The sequence below is a fragment of the Roseateles sp. genome (assembly GCF_039929605.1).
GTDB lineage: Bacteria > Pseudomonadota > Gammaproteobacteria > Burkholderiales > Burkholderiaceae_C > Pelomonas.
Genome location: NZ_JBDSQX010000139.1, coordinates 1 through 15,156 on the forward strand (window position 1 = coordinate 1; position 15,156 = coordinate 15,156).

Here is a 15,156-nt window from a genome sequence, read left to right on the forward strand (position 1 = left end):
GGCGTGGTGCTGGCCGGTGCGGTCCAGGACTACCTGGTCATGTTCTTCTCGATGCGCCGGGGAGGACGCTCGCTGGGACAGATGGCCCGTGAGGAACTCGGCGTCATTGGCGGCACGGCCGCACTGATCGCGACCCTGGCCATCATGGTCATCATCGTTGCCATCCTTGCCCTGGTCGTCGTCAACGCGCTGGGCGAATCCGCCTGGGGCGTCTACTCGGTCGGCCTGACCATCCCGATCGCCCTGTTCATGGGCGTCTACCTGCGCTTCATCCGCCCGGGCCGCATCGGCGAGGTGTCGGTCATCGGCTTCGTGCTGCTGATGGCGGCCATCTTCGGCGGCCAGTGGGTCAGCGAGAGCGCGACGCTGGCGCCCATCTTCACGCTGGAGCCGACGACGCTGGTCTGGGCGCTGATCGGCTACGGCTTTGTCGCCGCGAGCATCCCCGTGTGGCTGCTGCTGGCGCCGCGCGACTACCTCAGCACCTTCCTGAAGATAGGCACCATCATTGCGCTGGCCATCGGCATCGTCATCGTCGCGCCGCCGCTGAAGATGCCGGCGCTGACGCAGTTCGCGTCAGGCGGTGGCCCCGTCTGGGCGGGCAGCCTGTTCCCCTTCCTGTTCATCACCATCGCCTGCGGCGCGGTGTCGGGCTTCCATGCGCTGATCTCGTCAGGCACCACGCCCAAGCTGCTGGAGAACGAGATCCACGCTCGCTACATCGGCTACGGCGGCATGCTGGCCGAGAGCTTCGTCGCGGTGATGGCGCTGGTGGCGGCCTCGTGCATCGAGCCGGGGGGCTACTTTGCGATGAACAGCCCGGCGGCGGTGGTCGGCAAGGATGCCGCGACCGTGGCGCAGACGCTGTCGACCTGGGGCTTTGTCGTCACGCCCGAGATGCTGACGCAGGCCGCAGCCGACGTCGGCGAGAAGACCATCCTGGCTCGTGCCGGCGGCGCGCCGACGCTGGCCGTGGGCATGGCCGAGATCCTGCACCAGGTCGTGGGCGGCAAGGCGCTGATGGCCTTCTGGTACCACTTCGCCATCCTGTTCGAGGCCCTCTTCATCCTGACCGCCGTGGACGCCGGCACACGCGCCGGCCGCTTCATGCTGCAGGACCTGCTCGGCAGCTTCGTGCCCTCCATGAAGCGCACCGAGAGCTGGGTCGCCAACTTCATCGCCACCGGCCTGTGTGTGGCGACCTGGGGCTACTTCCTCTACCAGGGCGTCGTCGACCCGCTGGGCGGCATCAATACGCTGTGGCCGCTGTTCGGCATCGGCAACCAGATGCTGGCCGCCGTCGCGCTGATGCTCGGCACCGTCGTCATCTTCAAGATGAAGAAGGACCGCTACGCCTGGGTCACGGCCGTGCCGGCCGCCTGGCTGCTGGTCTGCACGATGACGGCTGGCTGGCTGAAGATCTTCTCGGCCGATCCCAAGCTGGGCTTCCTAGCGCACGCCGACAAATACGCCACGGCGATTGCCGACGGCAAGGTGCTGGCGCCGGCCAAGACACTGGACGCGATGTCGCGCGTCGTCTTCAACGACCGGCTGGACGCGGCGCTGTGCCTGCTGTTCATGGGCGTCGTCATCAGCGTACTGGTCTACAGCGTCAAGGCCATCCGCGCGGCGCGCGGCACGGCCAGGGTCACGGCGCAGGAAACGGCCTTCGTGCGCCTGCCGGTGGGCCAGCATGCTTGAACTTGGCGACCTGTCCCGCGCCGGTCGCTACCTCGCGCAGGGCCTGCGCCTGATGGTGGGCGTGCCGGACTACGGCACCTACCTGGCCCACCACCAGGCCACGCACCCGGAGCGGGCGGCGATGAGCTACGAAGAGTTCTTCAGGGAGAGGCAGGCGGCGCGCTACAGCGCGCGGGTCGGGAAGTGCTGCTGAACTGAAACCATCAAGAAAAATGCCGCTCAGATTGAACTGAGCGGCATCTCGATAGGAGCGTCTGCTTTGAGCTGTTCCTGGGTGGAACAGCCCTGCAACATCAGACCTTGGTAGAACGGCGGCGGCCCGCTGCTGCCATGCCGAGCGCGGCGACGCCGATGAGGGCGAGGGAAGCCGGTTCTGGCACCGTAGCGCCACCGTCGCCCACAACCACCGTGATGTCGCTGCGCGTCACTTGCCGGCCGGCTTGGTCGAAAGCCGCCAGGTAGATGGAGTAGGTGCCATCGACCGTGGGATCAAACGCGGCGTTGAGCCATCCGAAGTTTTCGGAGTTCTGGGCGAGGCTGTTCGCGGCGGCCAGGCCGGCCTTGGTGGCTGCCGTGGCATCCGTGCCGTTGCCTTGCGTCGTGCCGGCGTTGCCGAACGAGTTGTCGTTGAACACGGCGAGCGGGTCGAATGACGTGAAGTTCATGCCCAGGCTCGAATCGGTATCGATGCCGAGCATATAGGTATAGCCATTGACCGAGGCGGTGCCCGAATTGATCGAGAAATCGAAGTTCCAGGACGCCAGGTTGTTGTACCCGTACAGCGAGTAGGCGGTGGTGTCGCCGAATGTGTACGTTCCGGCGCCGTTGCTGGGCACGTTATTGGTCGGCATGGGGAAGCGCTCTCGGGCGCGCAACGCCAGAGTGACGCCCGCGTCAGTCTGAGCGGTCCAGCCGTTGTCGCCGACGCCCGAGCCGAAGATTGCGGTGATCGTGGCATCTGCTTGCGCGCTCATCGTTACGACAAGCGCGGTCGCAAGGAACAAGGATTTCGCGCCGAGGCGGCGGAAATTGATCTGCATGAGAGTCTCCTTTGTTGTCCATCCTGCGGATGAAGAATCATCCGATGACACAGTTAGCAACAATCATGCCTTTTGTATTTATTCAAATAAATCAATGCGTTACAGAAATTCTTCTGGAACTTGTCGAGGTTTTGTAAATGTTTTCGACAGGTTCGAGACAGAAAAACGTGCATCGCGCGCTGCACGTTCGCTGTAACTGGCTGTTCTTCACGCGCGCCGTAAGCGCGCGAGGCTGCGGTCATCGCACGGGAACTAGAGCGACGCCGGTGGCGTCGGGCCAGGCAATGGCGTCTGCCTGCACGTGCTGGCGGAAGGCTGGCCGCGCGAACAAGTAGCCCTGCATCAGCGTCACACCCTCGCTGAGGAAGAAGTCGCGCTCGCTGACGGTCTCCACGCCTTCAGCGATGACCCGGATGCCCAGCTCCTGGCAGATGCGCACCATGCCACGCGTGATGGCCTGGCGCGAGGCGCTGGCGTCCACGCCCCGCACCAGCGACATGTCGAGCTTGATGATGTCGGGCTGGAAATCAGCCAGCAGCGTCAGGCCCGCATAGCCGGCGCCGAAATCGTCGATGGCAGTCAGGAAGCCGCAGCGCTGGTACTCACGCAGGATGGTCGCCAGCCAGGGCCCGTCCTCCACGCGCTCGCCCTCGGTCACCTCGAAGATGATGCGTTCGGTCGGGAAGCCATGCGCGCGCGCCGCTTCCAGCGTGGTGCGAATGCACACCTCCGGCTTGTAGACCGCCTTGGGCAGAAAGTTGATGGAAACCCGTTCCGCCACGCCGAGCTGGGCCGCCGTCTTGATGGCCTTGACACGGCAAGCCTGGTCGAAACGGTAGCGATTGGCCTCGTTGACCTGGTCCAGCACCCACATCGCACCTTCGCCCTGCGGCCCGCGCACCAGAGCTTCGTGCGCGTAGACGCTGCGGCTGGCCAGGTCGACGATGGGTTGGTAGGCGTAGTCGAACTGGAAGCCCAGCCGCTCCGCATCGCCGCAGCCGCCGCAGTCGTCCGGCGTGTCACTGGTGAGGGGGATGAAGTCGGACGGTTGTGGCTGGCTCGTGGTCATTTCCGGTCTCTGCGAATGGGCGTCATGCGGACAGCGCCATTCTGCGACGTGGGCGGTTTGATGCCTTGACCCAGTGGTAAAACGCCGGCCCATGCCGGTTCTGAACGACGACGCCTTGCCTGAAGGCTTTCGCCTGATGCCTGGCCTGCTGGCGCCCGAACGCCGGCAGGCGCTGATCGCTGAACTCGCCACGCTGCCACCCGGTTCGGCGGGGCAGCGCGAGCTGCTGGACTGGCCTTGGTGTCAGGCGCTGGCGCGGTGGCTGGCGGAATTACCGCAGCTGCGCGATGTGATGCCAGCCGGTGCGGCGGCGGTGCAATGCACGCTGTTTGAGAAGTCGCCCGACCGCAACTGGCTCGTCGTGCCGCATCAGGACCTGACGATCCCCGTCGCCGAACGAGTCGGGCATGCGGCACTGAGTGGTTGGTCGGTCAAGGGCGGCCGGCATTTCGTGTTGGCACCGGCAGAGGTGTTGGCGGAGATGGTGGCGCTGCGTGTGCATCTGGACGATGCGACGCAAGCCGATGGCGGCATGCGCTTCGTGCCGGGCTCGCATCGAGGCGGTGTGCTTGACGAGTCTGCGGTGCGCGGCTGGCGCGAGCAGGCAGGCGAGGTGGCAGTGGACGCGCTGGCCGGCGATGCGCTGCTGATGCGGCCGCTGGCGCTGCATGCGTCGTCCAAGGCGACGGCGCCGACGGGGCGACGGCGCGTGCTGCACTTCCTGTTCGGGCCACGCGAGTTGCGGTACGGGCTGCGATGGCATTCGGCCATCTGAGCCCTCACAGCGTCGTGCTGCGCTTCCTCGCCATCGGCGGGTTCTTCGCAAAATACTTGGCGATGCCCGTCGCCAGCGCGTCCACCAGCTCGTCCTGATAAGCCGGGTCGCGCAACTTCTTCTCTTCCCCGGGGTTGGAGATGAAGGCCGTCTCGACCAGGATGCTCGGGATGTCAGGCGCCTTCAGCACGGCAAAGCCGGCTTGCTCCACGTGCGCCTTGTGCAGCTTACCGATCTTGCCGATCTGCCCAAGCACCTCGCCGCCGAGCTTGAGGCTGTCCTTGATCTGGGCCGTGGTGCTCATGTCGAGGAGCGCGCGCAGCACGTTGGCGTCCTTGGTGGCCGCGCCGGCATTGACGCCGCCCACCATGTCGGCCGCGTTCTCCTTGTTGGCCATCCAGCGCGCGGCGGCGCTGGTGGCCGCGCCGTCGCTGAGCACGAACACCGAGGCGCCGCGTGCCTGCGGCGTGAAGAAGGCGTCGGCGTGGATGGAGACGAACAGGTCGGCCTGCACGCGCCGGGCCTTGCGAACGCGGTCGTGCAGCGGCACGAAGAAGTCGGCGTCACGTGTCATCAGCACGCGGATGTTGGGGTTGGACTGCAGGAGCTCGCGCAGCTTGAGGCCCACGGCCAGCACGACATCCTTTTCCTTCAAGCCCGAGGGGCCGACGGCGCCGGGGTCTTCGCCGCCATGGCCGGGGTCCAGCGCGATGACGATGAGGCTATCCACGGCTGCGGCAGCGGCAGCGGCAGCGGCTGGCTTGGGCTCGGGCGCCGGTGCGGGTTTGGGTGCGGCGGCAACCGGCGGCGGCGCGGCCACCACCGGCGGTACGGGCGGCACCGCAGGGCGCTCGATCTTCTGGATCAGCTCCTCCAGCGCGTCGTTGACGGCGCTCGCCGCAGCCTCGGCGCGGCGGGCGGCGGCGGGCGGCTTGTCGTGCGCCTGTACCAGCGCGAGCAGCGGGTCGGCCTCGACCTTGGGGTGCAGGTCCAGCACCAGCCGGTGCTTGTAGGCCGCCACCGGCGCGAGGGTGAAGACCTGCGGCGCGGCGGGCTGCTTTAGGTCCAGCACGAGGCGCATGACGGTGGGCGTGTTCTGGCCCACGCGCACGCCGGCGATGTAGGGGTCGTCGGCCTTGACCTTGCCGATCAGCTCGCGCAGGTCGGCGCTCAGCGTCAGGCCGTCGATGTCGATGACGAGGCGGTAGGGCGAGTCGACGAGGAAGTGCCGGGCCACCAGCGGCCGGTCGGACTCGATGGTGACGCGCGTGTAGTCGGCCGCAGGCCAGACGCGCACGGCGACGATGCTGGCCTGGCTGCTTGCCGCCAACGTGTCGGGGGCCTTCAGCAGCAGGGCGAGGAGGCCGAGGGAGGTGCGGCGCTTCATGTCAGGGCCTCGACGAGTCGCGCTCCACCCACCACGCGCACACGGCGGCTGTCGTCGGGCAGCAGTTCGATGAAGAGTTGCAGGTCGGCCGGCGGCAACTGCCCGGCGGCCTTCTCGGGCCATTCGCAGAGCTTGAGGCCGGGCGCGGCGAAGACGTCGCGAAAGCCGGCGTCCTCCCACTCGCGCGGGTCGCCGAAGCGGTAGAAGTCGAAGTGGCTGGCCACGCCTGCGCCGGGCAGTTCATAGCTCTCCATGACGGCATAGCTCGGGCTCTTGATGCGGCCCTCCACGCCCAGCGCCCGCAGCAGCAGGCGTGTGAAGGTCGTCTTGCCGGCGCCCAGCGGCCCGTGCAGCTCGATGAGCGCGTCAGGGGAGGGGAGCAGCGCCACCGCCAGGCGTTCGGCGGTGGCTTGCGCCGCAGTCTCGTCCACCCAAAGGAGTTCAGTTTCTAAAATCGCAGGCAAATGCAAGAGTTCCCGTCCACTGTCGATGCCGCCGCACTGTTGACCAGTTTGCGCGGCTGGGCGCATGAGCTGGGATTTTCACAGATCGCCGTGGCCGATGTGGATCTCAGCAGCGCCGAGCCCGGCCTGCAGGCCTGGCTGGACGCCGGCCACCACGGCCGCATGCACTACATGGCCGCCCACGGCCTGATGCGCGCGCGGCCGGCAGAGTTGGTGCCGGGCACGCTGCGGGTCATCACGGCGCGCATGGACTATCTGCCCCGCACGACCAAACTCGGCACCGACGCGGGCTGGCAGGCGGTCGAATGGTCGGGCCTGAGCAAGCCCGAGCAGGCGCAGGTGTCGATCTACGCCCGGGGTCGGGACTATCACAAGGTGCTGCGCCAGCGCCTGCAAAAGCTCGCCGACAAGCTGGCCGCCGAGGTCGGCCCGCTGGGCTACCGCGTGTTCACCGACTCGGCGCCGGTGCTGGAGGTGGAGCTGGCCACGCGCTCGGGCCTGGGCTGGCGCGGCAAGCACACGCTGACGCTGCACCGCGAGGCCGGCTCGATGTTCTTTCTCGGCGAGTTGTTCGTCGACCTGGCGCTGCCGCTGACCGAGGCCGTTAGCGCGCACTGCGGCGAGTGCACGGCCTGCATCGACGTGTGCCCGACGGCGGCCATCACCGCGCCCTACCGCGTTGACGCGCGGCGCTGCATCTCCTACCTGACCATCGAGCACGACGGACCCATACCGGTCGAGCTGCGGCCACTGATCGGCAATCGCGTCTACGGCTGCGACGACTGCCAACTGGCCTGCCCCTGGAACAAGTTCGCTAAAGGAGCCGTGCTGGCCGATTTCGACGTGCGCCCCGGCATGGTCGGCGAGCCCATCGCCGCGCTGCTGGGTTGGGACGAAGCCGAGTTCCTGCGCCGCACCGAGGGCTCGGCCATCCGGCGCATCGGCTTTGCGCGTTGGCAGCGCAACCTGGCCGTGGCGGCTGGCAACGCGCTGCATAAAGCCGAGCATGCCGAGCTGCGCGCCGCCCTGCAGCGCGCCGAGGCGGGCGCCGACGAACTGGTGCGCGAGCACATCGCCTGGGCGCTGGCGTGATCGCCTCGGGTACGCTGCGCGCCCGTCTTCCGCAGGACCCCCAGCCATGAAGAGCGCTCTCTTCGTCGACTTCGACAACGTGTTTTCGCAGTTGCGCCAGCTGCAGCCGGAAGCCGCCGAGCGCTTTGCCAGCCGCCCGACCGAATGGCTGAATTGGCTGATGGCCTCGCTGGCCTTGCCCGAGCCGCACGAGCCCGGCGCGCGCCGGCGGCTGCTGGTGCGCCGTTGCTACCTCAACCCCAACTGGTACCAGAACTACCGCCACGCCTTCCTGCGCGCCGGCTTCGAGATCGTCGACTGCCCGCCGGTGACGCAGCAGGGCAAGACCAGCACCGACATCCACATGGTGCTGGACGTCGTCGAGCTGCTCCAGCACGAGGTTCACTACGACGAGTTCATCGTCTTCTCGGCGGACGCCGACTTCACGCCCGTGCTGCGCAAACTGCGCCGCTTCGACCGCCGCACCACGGTGCTGGCCATCGGCTTCCCGTCGGCGGCCTATCAAGCGTCGGCCGACCTGATGATCGACGAGCGGGTGTTTGTGCGCGAGGCGCTGGGCTTGGGGCCAGCCGCTGCCGAGGTCCAAGCCGCCGAGATGCCTGCCGTTGAACCCGGGCCGCCTGCTGCAGTCGTTGCCCGGCCGGCGACGGCTGCGGAGCTGGCGGACATCGCAACGCGCATCTGGGCCACGCTGGAGGAGTCGCCCCAGGCCGTGACCGCCGCCAGGCTGGCCGCGCACCTGCGCCAGGAGCACCCCGCCATCATGGAGAACTGGAACGGCTGCGGCACCTTCAAGGCCTTCTTCCGTTCGCTCGGCCTGTCGCGCGTGGTGTGGCTCAGTGGGTCCGGTGGCCGCTTGCTGGACGCCAGCCGGCATGACGTAGGCGACGCGGCGCCCGAGCAGGACGCTGATTCCCCGTGGGCGGGCGTGGACGGCAGCTTCGCGCTGATCCGGGAGGTATGCATGCTGACGGGCGCACCGATGCTGGCGCCCGCGCATTTGCGACAAGTCATCGCCACGCTCGCCGCCGAGTTGGCGGAACTGGCCGGGGCGCCGTTCGACCTGGCCGCAACGGCGCAGCGCGTCAGCGACCGCTGCCTGACCGACGCCGGCCTGCGCGTGCGGCGCCGCGACGTGGCCTTCTTCGTGCGCGGCATGCAGTTGAACGGCCATGTCTTCGGCCAGGGCCGCGACGACCCGCAGACCCTGGCGGAGCGCCTGCTGCACCAAATGCTGTTTCTCTGCGAGCGCGAGCAGAAGCTGCTCACGGCGGCGGAGGCGGAGCAGATCCGGCACTGGGTGGGCGCGGCCGACGTGCAGGCCGGCTAAGGCGACGCTGAACAAGTCCCCGCGATGCAGCGCGCCCTGATTTGGGATGGCGTGCAAGGCACAAGCCGCAGCCATAGCTGGCTATGGCGAGGCTGAGGCCGGACACAAGCGGCGCGCCGCTTGTGCCTGCCGAAGGGCCAGGCCTCTGGCCTGGCGCGGCCTGCAAGGCTTGCAACGCCGCAGGCCGCCCAAAGCAGGGATGCGCTGCGCGCGAGGGAATTGTTCAGCCTTGCCTCAAGTCCTACAGCGGCAGTCAACGGTCGGTGGACCTGCTGCGCTATCGTGGCAGCCTCGTTGTTGGAGCCCCTTGCATGTCCTTGCTTCGCCGTGCCTTGCTGATGACACTCGCCGCCGGTCTGGCCACTCCCGCGCTGGCCGTGCGCTATGAAGGTCAGGACTTCGCCGACACGCTGCAGGTCGGCGGCAGCACGCTGGCGCTGAACGGCACGGGCAGTCGCAAGGTGGCCATCTATTCGCTCTACCTGGCCGCGCTCTATCTGCCGCAGAAGACGTCGGCGCCCGAGGCCATCTATGCCCAGAGCGGCCCCAAGCGGCTGGAGATGCGCATCGTCATCCCGCTGGTGAAGGACGTGTCCACGCAGGAGTTCGTCAAGGCCATCAACAAGGGCGTCAGCCGCAACTCCACCGAGGCCGAGAAGGCGGCGTTGGACGAGCGCGTGAAGCAGTTCAACGCGGCCATCAGTGAGGTCGGCCGCGTGAAGAAGGGCGACCTGCTCGTCATCGACTACTTGCCGGCCCAAGGGACGGTGCTGACCGTCAATGGCAAGGTCTACGGCAAGCCCATCGAGGGCCAGGACTTCTATGCCGCCTTCCTCAAGGTCTTCATCGGCGAGCACAACAGCGATGCCCGGCTGCGCACCGGATTGCTGGGCCAGCCGGGCTAGCCTCGACCCGCGACCGAAACCAACGGAGACAGACACCATGGGCGTGGCCGCGCAGTCCGAAGTTGAGCCTTGACTGACCCTGCGATTGAGACCTTCATCGAGGCGCTCTGGCTGGAAGACGGCCTGAGCGCCAACACGCAGGCGGCCTACCGGCGCGACCTGACCGCGCTGGCAGCGCTGATCGCGCCACGCTCGCTGGACAGTTGCACGGAACACGATCTGCTCAAGCTCGCCGTTGCCAAGGCGGGCGGCAAGTCGAGCAGCGCCAACCGGCGGCTGTCGGCCATCAAGCGCTACTTCCGCTGGGCGCTGCGCGAAGGCCGCCTCGCGGCGGACCCGACGCTGAAGCTGACCGCCGCCAAGGCCCAGCACCGCAACATCAAGCTGCTCAGCGAGGCGCAGGTGAGCGCATTGCTGGCCGCGCCGGACGTGAACACGCCCCTCGGCCTGCGCGACCGGGCGATGCTGGAGCTGATGTATGCCAGCGGCTTGCGTGTGAGCGAGCTCGTCACGCTCAAGGGCGCACACGTCGCCTTCAAGGACGCCGTGCTGCATGTGACCGGCAAGGGCAACAAGGCCCGCCTGGTGCCCTTCGGCGAGCATGCGGCTGACTGGATGGCGCGCTACCTGCGTGAGGCCCGCGCCGAGATCCTGGCCGGCCAGAGCAGCGACGACCTTTTCGTCACCGCCCGCGGCGCGGGCATGACACGGCAGATGTTCTGGACCCTGATCAAGCGACACGCGCTGGTGGCCGGCATCACGGTGCCGCTGTCGCCGCACACGCTGCGCCACGCCTTCGCCACGCACCTGCTCAACCATGGTGCGGACCTGCGCGCTGTGCAGCTGCTTTTGGGGCATGCCGACCTGTCGACGACGCAGATCTACACCCATGTGGCGCGGGAGCGCCTCAAGGCATTGCACGCCATGCACCATCCTCGCGGATGAGCCGTTAAAGGCCCGCGAACTCGTCGCTGCGTACCACGAGGGATTCGAAAGTTTCATTGGTTGCAAACCTGTCGGCGAGCCACAACAGCTGGGCGCGCGGCGGGGCTGCGGCGGGCAAAAATCCGCCGCCATCGCACCTCACCAAGGAATTTCCCCCATGCACGCTATCCGCCTGCTGCCGACCGCTCTCGCCGCCCTCAGCCTCTTCGGCTCCGCCGCTGCCATCGCTCAGGAGGCCAGCAGCCTCGAGCGCATCACCGTCGTCGGTTCACGCAAGACCCTGCCCGCCGCGTCCAGCACCGACACGCTCGTGCCGGTCGACATCTACTCGATGGGCAAGGTGGCCGAGGGTGGTGGTCAATTCGACCTGGCGCAGTCGCTGCAATACCTGTCGCCGTCCTTCAACTCGACGCGCCAGACGGGCGCGGACGGCGCCGACCTGATCGACTCCGCCGCGCTGCGCGGCCTGGGCTCTGACCAGACGCTGGTGCTCGTCAACGGCAAGCGCCGCCACACGGTCTCCCTGGTCAACATCTTCGGCGCGCGCAACCGCGGCACGACGGGCACGGACATGAACTCCCTGCCGCTGCTGGCCATCGACAACGTGCAGGTGCTGCGCGACGGCGCGGCGGCGCAGTACGGCTCCGACGCGATTGCCGGCGTCATCAACATCCAGCTGAAGAAGAAGGCCGGCTGCGAGGCGGTGGCCGGCTACGGCCAGTATTCGGCCGGCGACGGCAAGAACTACCTCGCCTCCGCCTACTGCGGCGTCAAGCTCGGCGGCGGCACGCTGGGCATCACCGGTGAATGGCAGGACCGCGGCCGCTCCAACCGCGCCGACCCCGGCAGCCTGCGCACCATCGGCGACACCCAGGTCAAGAACAAAACGGTCTATCTGAACGGCGAGTTCCCGATCGCCGGTGATAACAAGTTCTACGTCACGGCCGGCGCGCAGAACCGCGACGCCTCATCTGGCGCCTGGGCGCGCGAGGGCGTGGGTTCCGAAGACATTCCCAGCCGCAATTCCGCAGCCATGTATCCCGACGGCTACGTGCCCTTCATCGACGGCAAGATCGAAGACCGCTACCTCATCGTCGGCTGGAAGTCGTCCGTCGCCGGTTGGGACACTGACCTGTCGCAGACCTACGGCAGCAACAAGCTGCGCTACAACATCAACCACACGATGAACGCCTCCATCGCCAACAAGGACCTGTTGGCGGGTGGTAAAGGCATCAGCCCAACGAGCTTCGACGCGGGCGGCTTCGGCTTCAGCCAGGCGACGACCAACTTCGACGTCAGCCGCTTCTTCCCCGACCTGCTCGGCGGCAGCAACATCGCCTTCGGCGCCGAGTACCGCAAGGAAAAGTACAACATCGTCGCGGGCGAGCCGGGCTCCTATGTCGACGCCGACGGCGTTGGCTTCGGCGGCTATGCCGGCAGCCAGGGCTTCCCGGGCTTCTTCCCGTCGGACGCCACCAAGCGCAGCCGCAACAGTCAGGCCCTCTACCTCGACTGGGAAGCGAGCCTGACGCCGAATCTGACGCTCGACGCAGCCGTCCGTGGCGAGCACTACAGCGACTTCGGCTCGACGACGACGGCCAAGTTGTCCGGCAGCTACAAGCTCAGCAAGGAACTGCTGCTGCGCGGCTCCGCCAGCACGGGCTTCCGCGCGCCCAGCCTGCAGCAGCTCTACTTCTCGTCGACCTTCACCGACTTCATTGCCGGCCAGCCGCTCGACGTGGTGCTTGCCCCCAACGGCAGCACAGTCGCCAATGCGGCCGGCGTGCCGTCGCTGAAGCAGGAGAAGTCAAAGAACTTCACCCTCGGCTTCACCGTCAAGCCCAGCACAGACACCGCCATCACGGCCGACCTCTACGAGATCAAGATCAAGGACCGCATCGTGCTGTCGGGCCGCTTCGATGCCGACAACTACCCGGCGCTGGGCACCATCCTGCAAGGCCTGGGCGTGGGTCAGGCGCAGTTCTTCGTCAACTCGGTCAACACGCGCACCCGTGGCCTGGACCTGACGGTCTCCAATCGCACAAAGCTCGGCGCGGGCCAACTCGCCACCTTCCTGGCGCTGAACATCAGCCGCACGACGGTGACGGGCGTCAACGCACCGGCCTCGCTGAAGGGCTTTGAAGACGTGCTGCTGTCCGAGCGCGAACGCCTGTTCCTCGAACAAGGCGGCCCGCGTGCCAAGGCCACGCTGGGCTTCGAGTACAGCCAGGGTGCCTGGACGGGCGAGGCCAAGGTCATCCACTTCGGCAGCCAGACGCAGGGCAGCTTCGACGAAGGGGTGTATCTGCAATACAAGCCCAAGACCTCGATGGACTTGGGGCTGACCTGGCAGGCCACGCCGGCGCTCAAGCTCAGCATGGGTGGCAACAATGTCTTCAACGTCAAACCGACGGGCCAGGACCCCAACCAGACCGACAACGGCTTCCGCTACGACAGCGTGCAGTTCGGCCTGAACGGCGCCTCCTACTTCGCGCGGGCGCACTACCGGTTCTAAGAGAGGCACTGACAATCCGGGCCGATGGACCACAGTTTCCTCTCGGCCCTGATCCTGCTGCTGCTGGTGCTCGACCCGCTCGGCAGCCTGCCCGTCTTCATCCCCATCATGCGTGCGGTGCCCAAGGAGCGCCGCACGCGCGTGGCGCTGCGCGAAGTGGGCATCGCCTTCTGCGTGCTGTTCGCCTTCATGTTTTTGGGCGAAGGATTTCTGCGCGTGATGCACTTGTCGGAGCGCTCGCTGGAGGTGGCCGGCGGTGTCATCCTGATGATCATCGCCATCCGCATGATCTTCGGCAGCTCGGGTGAGTCCGTCTACGGGCTGGAGCCCGGCAAGGAGCCGCTGATCTTTCCGCTCGCCGTGCCGCTGCTTGCCGGGCCGTCGGCCATGGCCACCGTGCTGCTGCTGGCATCCCGCCAGCCAGACCGCATCTACGAGTGGATAGGCGCACTCAGCGCGGCGCTGCTGGTCTCGGGCCTCGTGCTGATGATGGCCGACCGCATCCGCAAGCTGCTGGGCGATTCGGTCGTGTCGGCCATCGAGAAGCTGATGGGCCTGGTGCTGACCGCCATCGCCGTGGAGATGGTGCTGGCGGGGCTGAAGCGCTACTTCATCGGCGGGCTCTGACGCTCGGTCGACCCGCCGACGCGGGCATCACTTGCCCTAGAGCTTGGCTTCCTTGCCCTTGGGCAGCACGGACGTCATCGGCGGGACCGGACGGTCCGAGCCTCCCGCCGCCTTGATGGGCGCGCTGTCCTTCTTGGGCTTCTTGGTCATCTTGTTGCCGCGTTGTTCGCTGTTTGCCATGAGTCCTCCGTGCAAGGGGATAAAAAAGGGAAGGTCAGACTATGCCTCAGCGTCGTACTTTTCCTTGGCTGAAGACGCGCTCCATTGCTCGGCCGTGATGTCGTAGCGCCTGCAATCCATGTCGTACCAACGGCCGTTGCCGACGAAGCGCATGCCGATCTTTTCCATGACGGCGGAGGAGGGCGTGTTGTCGGGCTGGCAGACGGCGCAGACAAGTTCGGGCTTCAACGTGCGGAAGGCCCAGCCCACCATGTGCCGGGCCGCCTCGCTGGCGAAGCCCTGGCCCCAGGCGTCCTGCCGCAGCCGCCAGCCGGTCTCCAGCGGGCCGGCCGGGTCTCGGTTGAGGTGCTGAATGCAGCCGGTGCCGATCAGGTCGCCGTCGTCCTGCTTGACGAAAGCCCACCAGGAGTAGCCGAACTCGGCCCAGCGGGCCTTGACGCGGTCGATCATGGCCTGCGTGTCCGCAGGCGTGTCGGGCCGGCCGGTGATGTAGCGCATCACGACTGGGTCGCTGTTCAGGCGGTACAGCGCATCGAAATGGCGGTCATCCAGCGGCTCAAGCCGCAGCCTGGGGGTGATCAGCAAGGTCATGGTGGCAATTCTGAATCGGGCCGCTCTCACGATTCGAAAGTCACTTTTCAAATCATGAAATCCGCCCGTGTTGCGCTGCCGCAATATTTCTCATTATGGTGAATTGAATTTTGTGATTTGAAAAATCAAATGCAACATGTTGATTTGTATAAATAAAGAATTTTGTCTTGTATAAGACTTGGTCTTACACAACGAGCCCGAGAGGGCCTAGTCTTGCGTCATCGGTTTTCGATGTTTAGCCAGGAGCCTTCATGACCCGCCCGACCCGTGAACAACAGATTGCAGCCCTTGAAAAAGACTGGGCCGAGAACCCCCGCTGGAAGGGCATCACCCGCGGCTACGGCGCCGCCGACGTGGTGCGCCTGCGCGGCTCCATCGAGATCGAGCACACGCTGGCCAAGCGCGGCGCCGAGAAGCTCTGGGGCCTCGTCAACACCGAGCCTTTCGTCAACGCGCTGGGCGCGCTGACCGGCAACCAGGCCATGCAGCAGGTCAAGGCCGGGCTGAAGGCGATCTACCTGTCGGGCTGGCAAGT

Annotated in this window: 15 protein-coding genes and 1 pseudogene; 10 read left to right on the top strand and 6 right to left on the bottom strand. The window is 66.7% G+C overall.

Annotated features, from left to right (window positions below; genetic code table 11):
* Both ABIS05_RS19320 and ABIS05_RS19325 read left to right on the top strand, forming a co-directional pair.
* A partial coding sequence (locus ABIS05_RS19320) for a carbon starvation CstA family protein (protein ID WP_348012581.1) occupies positions 1 to 1,701 on the top strand: 1,701 nt, incomplete at its 5' end.
* A complete protein-coding gene (locus ABIS05_RS19325; protein WP_348012582.1) occupies positions 1,694 to 1,894 on the top strand; it encodes a YbdD/YjiX family protein in 201 nt (66 codons plus the stop codon). The genes ABIS05_RS19320 and ABIS05_RS19325, both read left to right, overlap by 8 nt.
* 100 nt (positions 1,895 to 1,994) lie before the next feature.
* Here ABIS05_RS19325 and ABIS05_RS19330 read toward each other — a convergent pair whose 3' ends face one another.
* Together ABIS05_RS19330 and ABIS05_RS19335 are read right to left on the bottom strand one after the other, a co-directional pair.
* On the bottom strand, positions 1,995 to 2,741 hold the full coding sequence (locus ABIS05_RS19330) for a PEP-CTERM sorting domain-containing protein (RefSeq protein ID WP_348012583.1): 747 nt from the start codon (positions 2,739 to 2,741) through the stop codon (positions 1,995 to 1,997).
* Between the two features lie 238 nt (positions 2,742 to 2,979).
* Positions 2,980 to 3,810, bottom strand: coding sequence for an EAL domain-containing protein (locus ABIS05_RS19335; protein WP_348012584.1), 831 nt, complete (start codon positions 3,808 to 3,810; stop codon positions 2,980 to 2,982).
* A gap of 91 nt (positions 3,811 to 3,901) precedes the next feature.
* On the opposite strand from ABIS05_RS19335, the gene ABIS05_RS19340 reads away from it, so the two are divergent.
* Positions 3,902 to 4,585, top strand: a complete 684-nt coding sequence (locus ABIS05_RS19340) for a phytanoyl-CoA dioxygenase family protein (RefSeq protein WP_348012585.1) — start codon at positions 3,902 to 3,904, stop codon at positions 4,583 to 4,585.
* Positions 4,586 to 4,589: 4 nt separating this feature from the next.
* Here ABIS05_RS19340 and ABIS05_RS19345 read toward each other — a convergent pair whose 3' ends face one another.
* Together ABIS05_RS19345 and tsaE are read right to left on the bottom strand one after the other, a co-directional pair.
* Positions 4,590 to 5,972: an N-acetylmuramoyl-L-alanine amidase gene (locus ABIS05_RS19345; protein ID WP_348012586.1), complete on the bottom strand. Its 1,383-nt coding sequence runs from the start codon at positions 5,970 to 5,972 to the stop codon at positions 4,590 to 4,592.
* Positions 5,969 to 6,403 (bottom strand): tRNA (adenosine(37)-N6)-threonylcarbamoyltransferase complex ATPase subunit type 1 TsaE, encoded by a 435-nt coding sequence (gene tsaE / locus ABIS05_RS19350; RefSeq protein WP_348012587.1) that lies wholly within the window; start codon positions 6,401 to 6,403, stop codon positions 5,969 to 5,971. The genes ABIS05_RS19345 and tsaE overlap by 4 nt, the downstream gene beginning before the upstream one ends.
* Before the next feature lie 33 nt (positions 6,404 to 6,436).
* On the opposite strand from tsaE, the gene queG reads away from it, so the two are divergent.
* The 6 genes from queG to ABIS05_RS19380 all read left to right on the top strand — a co-directional run bounded on the left by queG (position 6,437) and on the right by ABIS05_RS19380 (position 13,850).
* Positions 6,437 to 7,528 (top strand): tRNA epoxyqueuosine(34) reductase QueG, encoded by a 1,092-nt coding sequence (gene queG / locus ABIS05_RS19355; protein WP_348012588.1) that lies wholly within the window; start codon positions 6,437 to 6,439, stop codon positions 7,526 to 7,528.
* Between the two features lie 46 nt (positions 7,529 to 7,574).
* Entirely contained in the window at positions 7,575 to 8,858 is a 1,284-nt protein-coding gene (locus ABIS05_RS19360) for an NYN domain-containing protein (protein ID WP_348012589.1), read from the top strand.
* A gap of 311 nt (positions 8,859 to 9,169) precedes the next feature.
* The gene (locus tag ABIS05_RS19365; protein WP_348012590.1) at positions 9,170 to 9,763 is read left to right on the top strand and encodes a chalcone isomerase family protein; all 594 of its coding nucleotides are present in this window, start codon (positions 9,170 to 9,172) and stop codon (positions 9,761 to 9,763) included.
* Between the two features lie 69 nt (positions 9,764 to 9,832).
* Positions 9,833 to 10,708 (top strand): site-specific tyrosine recombinase XerD, encoded by an 876-nt coding sequence (gene xerD / locus ABIS05_RS19370; RefSeq protein WP_348012591.1) that lies wholly within the window; start codon positions 9,833 to 9,835, stop codon positions 10,706 to 10,708.
* A gap of 157 nt (positions 10,709 to 10,865) precedes the next feature.
* Entirely contained in the window at positions 10,866 to 13,223 is a 2,358-nt protein-coding gene (locus tag ABIS05_RS19375) for a TonB-dependent receptor (protein ID WP_348012592.1), read from the top strand.
* A gap of 24 nt (positions 13,224 to 13,247) precedes the next feature.
* Entirely contained in the window at positions 13,248 to 13,850 is a 603-nt protein-coding gene (locus ABIS05_RS19380) for a MarC family protein (RefSeq protein WP_348012593.1), read from the top strand.
* A 36-nt stretch (positions 13,851 to 13,886) separates the two neighbouring features.
* Here ABIS05_RS19380 and ABIS05_RS19385 read toward each other — a convergent pair whose 3' ends face one another.
* Both ABIS05_RS19385 and ABIS05_RS19390 read right to left on the bottom strand, forming a co-directional pair.
* Positions 13,887 to 14,030 (bottom strand): hypothetical protein, encoded by a 144-nt coding sequence (locus tag ABIS05_RS19385; protein ID WP_348012594.1) that lies wholly within the window; start codon positions 14,028 to 14,030, stop codon positions 13,887 to 13,889.
* A 39-nt stretch (positions 14,031 to 14,069) separates the two neighbouring features.
* Positions 14,070 to 14,621: a GNAT family N-acetyltransferase gene (locus tag ABIS05_RS19390; RefSeq protein WP_348012595.1), complete on the bottom strand. Its 552-nt coding sequence runs from the start codon at positions 14,619 to 14,621 to the stop codon at positions 14,070 to 14,072.
* A 251-nt stretch (positions 14,622 to 14,872) separates the two neighbouring features.
* Here ABIS05_RS19390 and ABIS05_RS19395 point away from each other — a divergent pair.
* A pseudogene (locus ABIS05_RS19395) lies at positions 14,873 to 15,156 on the top strand (isocitrate lyase); the annotation flags it as partial.

Excerpts from the sequence above, each read along its gene's own strand:
- ABIS05_RS19360 (WP_348012589.1), top strand. The coding sequence starts at position 7,575 with ATGAAGAGCGCTCTCTTCGTCGACTTCGACAACGTGTTTTCGCAGTTG.
- ABIS05_RS19340 (WP_348012585.1), top strand. The coding sequence starts at position 3,902 with ATGCCGGTTCTGAACGACGACGCCTTGCCTGAAGGCTTTCGCCTGATG.
- ABIS05_RS19325 (WP_348012582.1), top strand. The coding sequence starts at position 1,694 with ATGCTTGAACTTGGCGACCTGTCCCGCGCCGGTCGCTACCTCGCGCAG.
- ABIS05_RS19375 (WP_348012592.1), top strand. The coding sequence starts at position 10,866 with ATGCACGCTATCCGCCTGCTGCCGACCGCTCTCGCCGCCCTCAGCCTC.
- ABIS05_RS19380 (WP_348012593.1), top strand. The coding sequence starts at position 13,248 with ATGGACCACAGTTTCCTCTCGGCCCTGATCCTGCTGCTGCTGGTGCTC.
- queG (WP_348012588.1), top strand. The coding sequence starts at position 6,437 with ATGCAAGAGTTCCCGTCCACTGTCGATGCCGCCGCACTGTTGACCAGT.
- ABIS05_RS19345 (WP_348012586.1), bottom strand. The coding sequence starts at position 5,972 with ATGAAGCGCCGCACCTCCCTCGGCCTCCTCGCCCTGCTGCTGAAGGCC.
- ABIS05_RS19385 (WP_348012594.1), bottom strand. The coding sequence starts at position 14,030 with ATGGCAAACAGCGAACAACGCGGCAACAAGATGACCAAGAAGCCCAAG.
- ABIS05_RS19335 (WP_348012584.1), bottom strand. The coding sequence starts at position 3,810 with ATGACCACGAGCCAGCCACAACCGTCCGACTTCATCCCCCTCACCAGT.
- ABIS05_RS19365 (WP_348012590.1), top strand. The coding sequence starts at position 9,170 with ATGTCCTTGCTTCGCCGTGCCTTGCTGATGACACTCGCCGCCGGTCTG.
- ABIS05_RS19390 (WP_348012595.1), bottom strand. The coding sequence starts at position 14,621 with ATGACCTTGCTGATCACCCCCAGGCTGCGGCTTGAGCCGCTGGATGAC.
- ABIS05_RS19330 (WP_348012583.1), bottom strand. The coding sequence starts at position 2,741 with ATGCAGATCAATTTCCGCCGCCTCGGCGCGAAATCCTTGTTCCTTGCG.